The 4,080-nt window shown below is 29.4% G+C and carries 5 protein-coding genes; 1 reads left to right on the top strand and 4 read right to left on the bottom strand.

Features of this window, described 5'->3' with window-relative positions; all coding sequences use genetic code 11:
- Nucleotides 1-77: 77 nt before the first annotated feature.
- The 4 genes from DFQ10_RS18340 to DFQ10_RS18325 all read right to left on the bottom strand — a co-directional run bounded on the left by DFQ10_RS18340 (nucleotide 78) and on the right by DFQ10_RS18325 (nucleotide 3,391).
- Nucleotides 78-671 (bottom strand): hypothetical protein, encoded by a 594-nt coding sequence (locus tag DFQ10_RS18340; protein ID WP_115818905.1) that lies wholly within the window; start codon nucleotides 669-671, stop codon nucleotides 78-80.
- 236 nt (nucleotides 672-907) lie between these two features.
- Nucleotides 908-1,702: a cation transporter gene (locus tag DFQ10_RS18335; protein WP_167919739.1), complete on the bottom strand. Its 795-nt coding sequence runs from the start codon at nucleotides 1,700-1,702 to the stop codon at nucleotides 908-910.
- A gap of 158 nt (nucleotides 1,703-1,860) precedes the next feature.
- Entirely contained in the window at nucleotides 1,861-2,850 is a 990-nt protein-coding gene (locus DFQ10_RS18330; protein WP_115818904.1) for an SH3 domain-containing protein, read from the bottom strand.
- 115 nt (nucleotides 2,851-2,965) lie between these two features.
- Nucleotides 2,966-3,391: a winged helix-turn-helix transcriptional regulator gene (locus DFQ10_RS18325; protein WP_181897672.1), complete on the bottom strand. Its 426-nt coding sequence runs from the start codon at nucleotides 3,389-3,391 to the stop codon at nucleotides 2,966-2,968.
- A gap of 95 nt (nucleotides 3,392-3,486) precedes the next feature.
- On the opposite strand from DFQ10_RS18325, the gene DFQ10_RS18320 reads away from it, so the two are divergent.
- Complete coding sequence (locus DFQ10_RS18320) at nucleotides 3,487-3,930, top strand: SRPBCC family protein (protein WP_147299256.1); 444 nt, start codon at nucleotides 3,487-3,489, stop codon at nucleotides 3,928-3,930.
- Nucleotides 3,931-4,080 lie beyond the last annotated feature (150 nt).

Below are 4,080 nucleotides of genomic sequence, written 5' to 3'. Positions count from 1 at the left end.
TAGCTAAATCAGGATTAATATATGATGGAAATTATAAAAGTACTTTAGTGAAAAATTAATACATTTTTACTTGTTTTTTACCACAGTACTTTGTTGTGAGCTGGCTTTTTACTTTCACTTTTTATTTTTTTAGTTATTAATTTTTGATTTATAATAAGCTGTAATCCAAACATAATAATCAATTGCCATAAGTTAAATATGTTAAAAAAATTCTTTATATCTTGGTCACTATGTACAAAACTTATCATAACAAACACAAATATTGTAATTGATATAATCCAATAAGTCAATTTTGTTTTAGTGTTTTTAAAAAGTAATTTTAGAAGATAGATTGTTAGATAAGGTGCTATTATAAAGGCACCTATGCAAAAAGCCAAATCTGTATAAAACCAATCTCCGATTGTAATATCATTTGTAATTCCGATTAATTCAATTGCTTTATAAAAAATTGTATATCCAAAAAATCCGATAAAAAAAGCTACATATGAATAAACAATTCCTAAAAAGATTCCATTTGGCAATTCAAGTCTGAATAAGTTATAATTCGATATAGACAATATTATGCTGAAAATCAATGGATATAGGAATAAACTCGATTCAGTTAAAAACAGAACCGAAACTGATAAAAACGGTGTCAAAATTAATTTTAATATCAGTTTAAGTGATTCCATTTATTCTCGTACTGTTTTTTAGCTTGCTCACAACGGTCTTGTATATGGCTCGTAGCGTGTAAGTTAGCGATTAATTTTCGGTTAAGCACGAGCCGAATTTTTTAATTTTATTATTATTTTTTTTCTCAATAAGCCAAATTAAAAAATTTGGCGGACTTGCAAATATGCCTTAACTTCGACTACGCAACTAATTAGCTATGAGCTATATACGTTGTTGTAAGTAGTGCTTTTTTCATTCACTTACTTAATTTCAAAATCCGAAATGCTCCTTGAATTACCAACGCAAAAACAATTGTTCCGATAATCAAATCAGGTTTATTAGAACTCAAATAATGCACTAAAATTCCGGCAATTATTACTCCCAAATTGATAATCACGTCATTCGAAGTGAAAATCATACTCGCTTTCATATGTGCTTCTTCTTTGCTCTTTGACTTCTGTAAAATGTAAAGACAAATTCCATTTGCGATAAGTGCAAAAATTGAAACGATAATCATTGTTGAAAAATCGGGAAGCTTCTCGTTTCCGAAAAATCTTCTCAAGACTTCTACAAATCCAATAATCGCAAGTATTATTTGAAAATATCCAGCAAGTTTGGCAATCCGTTTTTTCTTTATTACTGTTCCGCCAACCGCAAACAAACTAATTCCGTACACAAAACTGTCCGCAAGCATATCTAAACTATCGGCAACAAGTCCCATAGATTTTGAGATAATTCCTGTGGTCATTTCGATTATGAAAAACGCGAAATTTATTGCAAGTACAGACCAAAGTAATTTTTTCTGATTTTCGTTTTCTTTAAATTCCGTTTGGTCGGTTTGTTCCGTTGAGATTTTCTTTCCGCCTAAATTCAGTTCGATAACGGACTTTTCGATTTGGTCAATTTCTCCGCTGTGAAAAACGGTCAATTTTCGGTTCGGAATATCAAAGTCCAAATTCGCAATGCTTGAAATTCCGTCCAATTTCATTCGGATAAGATTTTCCTCTGAAGGACAATCCATTTTGGTAATTTCAAATATCGTTTTATTCACTTGGTTTCTGGGTTTTTCGGCATTACTTACAACGTTGTTGTATAAGCTTTGTTGCGTTGGTTTAGCAGTAAAGTTAGTAAATAATTTACGACCAAGAAAGTCTGCGAGGACTTTCGAAAGTTAGCAAAAAACCAGCAATAAAGTTTATACGGTGTTGCCTACAGTTTTTTTATTTCAGTTCTTTTTCCATTCCAATTAATTTGAATTTTTTCTTGACTTCCAATTAATGTTATTTCATAAGATTCACTTTTTTTATTCCATTCAGTCTTTAAAATCTCTTCTTCCATTGCAAATTCATCATTTAGATAGAATTCAAGAATTTTCGTTTTGTAAATGACTTTATTTTTTTTGTCTGTAAAAATCAGAAAAAAATATTCAGGATAACCTAAATGATAGATTCCATCATAACCATCATATTGTCCAATAATTTCAACTTTTTGATTTAGATTCATTAATTCTCTCGATAAAGAAAAGTCGTGAATATCTATATCTGTATAGTAATATTTTCCATTTATATTAATTCTATTCCACACACAATTAGTTAAATCTTTAAATTTAAGTTTGTAAAAAGTAGAATCAATTCTAACTTGAGTTAAACTATTAAGAATTCCAACTGGTTTTAAATTTTTCAGTTTATGATTTTCAAAAAGCACAATTTTTCTATTTTGTGGATTAAGAAAGTAAGGAAAGTCTTTTGGATTTAAGATTTCTATATTCGGTTCAATATTTGGTAATTTTTGGTTCAAATATTTTTCAGATATACTATTTGATTCAAATGTTCCTTCTTGTTGATTATCATAATCGTAAGTTTTATAATATGCTTCTTTTCCAGAATACCAAATTTCAGGTTTTTCTGTTGTCAAAAAACCTCCAAAAACATAGCCTTTAGTGTCTTTATTATCAAAACCATATATTTTCAACCATTCTCCTTTAATTTCTTTTCCTTCGTCTGAAATAACCAAATTTATTCCAGTTTTCTTTGAAATATAAGTCATTGTATTTTTCGGAAGATGAAAAATTTTGTTTGATTTCAATGATGGTTTTTCTCTTACAACTAATCCGCTTTCGGCTGTTACATACATTCTATTTTGTCCAAAATTAGATATTGTAAATAAAAGAAATATTATTGTCAGAATGCTGTTTTTCATAATTGTAGGCAACGGTCTCGGCTATGAGTAGTTGCGTGGTTTAGCACTTAACTTTGCAAGTACACACCAAACTGAAAATCCGCGAGGATTTTCAGAAGTAGGTAAGGACGAGCAATTACTTATAGCCATTGTTGTGGGTAGTTTTTATTCGGTCAACTATTTCCGATGTCACTTTATTAAAATTAGAATTCACTTCATTTTTAAATTCACTATTAGCATTATTTCCGTCAATATTGTTTGCTCCCCATTTATAAATTTCAATAACAATCGGAATTAAATCAATTCCTTTTTCTGTTAACGAATACAGATATGAAGATTTATTATTCCTATCAACTTCTTTTTTTACAATATCATTTTCAAGTAGTCGATTTAATCGGTCAGCAAGAATATTTGTTGATATTTTTTCGATTGTTACTAACTCATTAAAGTGTCTGTTGTCAAAGAAAATAAAATCTCTTAAAATTAGTAAAGTCCATTTATCTCCAAAAATGTCAAGTGATAAGCTAATTGGACAGTCCGACCTTCTTTCAATCTGTTTCATATGCAAATATATAAAAATGCACTTGTAAAATAAAAGTACTTTCATATATTTGCACTTGTAATTCGCAAGCACTATTAATATTTTAAAATTAAATTATGTCATACACAACAATGGTTTCGATTAATGGAACTACACAACAAGTATTCAATGCTATTTCACAACACGTCCAAAAATGGTGGGGAAATACAGATAATTCAGTTTCTTCAGTTGGTGATGAATTCACAACAAGTTTTGATAGTACTTATTGGAAGTTTAAAATCTCCGAATTTGAACCTAATAGAAAAATAGTATGGAAATGTATTGAGGCTAAACATATTCACAATGGTTATGAAGGAATTGAAAAAGAGTGGGAAGGAACTTTTGTTGAATGGGTTTTGGAAGAAAAAGGTCAAAACGAAACAATTCTAAATTTCGCACATAATGGATTAGTTCCTGAGTTAAACTGTTATGAAATTTGTTTTCCGGCTTGGGAAAGATTTGTAACTCAAAGTTTAAAGAGTTTTGTTGAAACTGGAACAGGAATGCCTCATCTTTCTTAAATGTCTAGTCCTGAAATATGGCTACAGGTTAAAATTGAATTTACGCTGATAATTGATATACCATATTAGGTGTTTTATAGTCTAAAGATAAATGTAATCTTATTTCGTTGTATAAATTAATTGCACTTTTTGCAGCTCTTTTAGCGTGTG

This window comes from Winogradskyella eximia (genome assembly GCF_003386165.1).
In the GTDB taxonomy this organism is placed as follows: Bacteria; Bacteroidota; Bacteroidia; order Flavobacteriales; family Flavobacteriaceae; genus Winogradskyella; species Winogradskyella eximia.
Note: the sequence above shows the minus strand (reverse complement) of the source record. Positions and strands in the feature narration are given on the sequence as shown.

Excerpts from the sequence above, each read along its gene's own strand:
- DFQ10_RS18340 (WP_115818905.1), bottom strand. The coding sequence starts at position 671 with ATGGAATCACTTAAACTGATATTAAAATTAATTTTGACACCGTTTTTA.
- DFQ10_RS18330 (WP_115818904.1), bottom strand. The coding sequence starts at position 2,850 with ATGAAAAACAGCATTCTGACAATAATATTTCTTTTATTTACAATATCT.
- DFQ10_RS18325 (WP_181897672.1), bottom strand. The coding sequence starts at position 3,391 with ATGAAACAGATTGAAAGAAGGTCGGACTGTCCAATTAGCTTATCACTT.
- DFQ10_RS18320 (WP_147299256.1), top strand. The coding sequence starts at position 3,487 with ATGTCATACACAACAATGGTTTCGATTAATGGAACTACACAACAAGTA.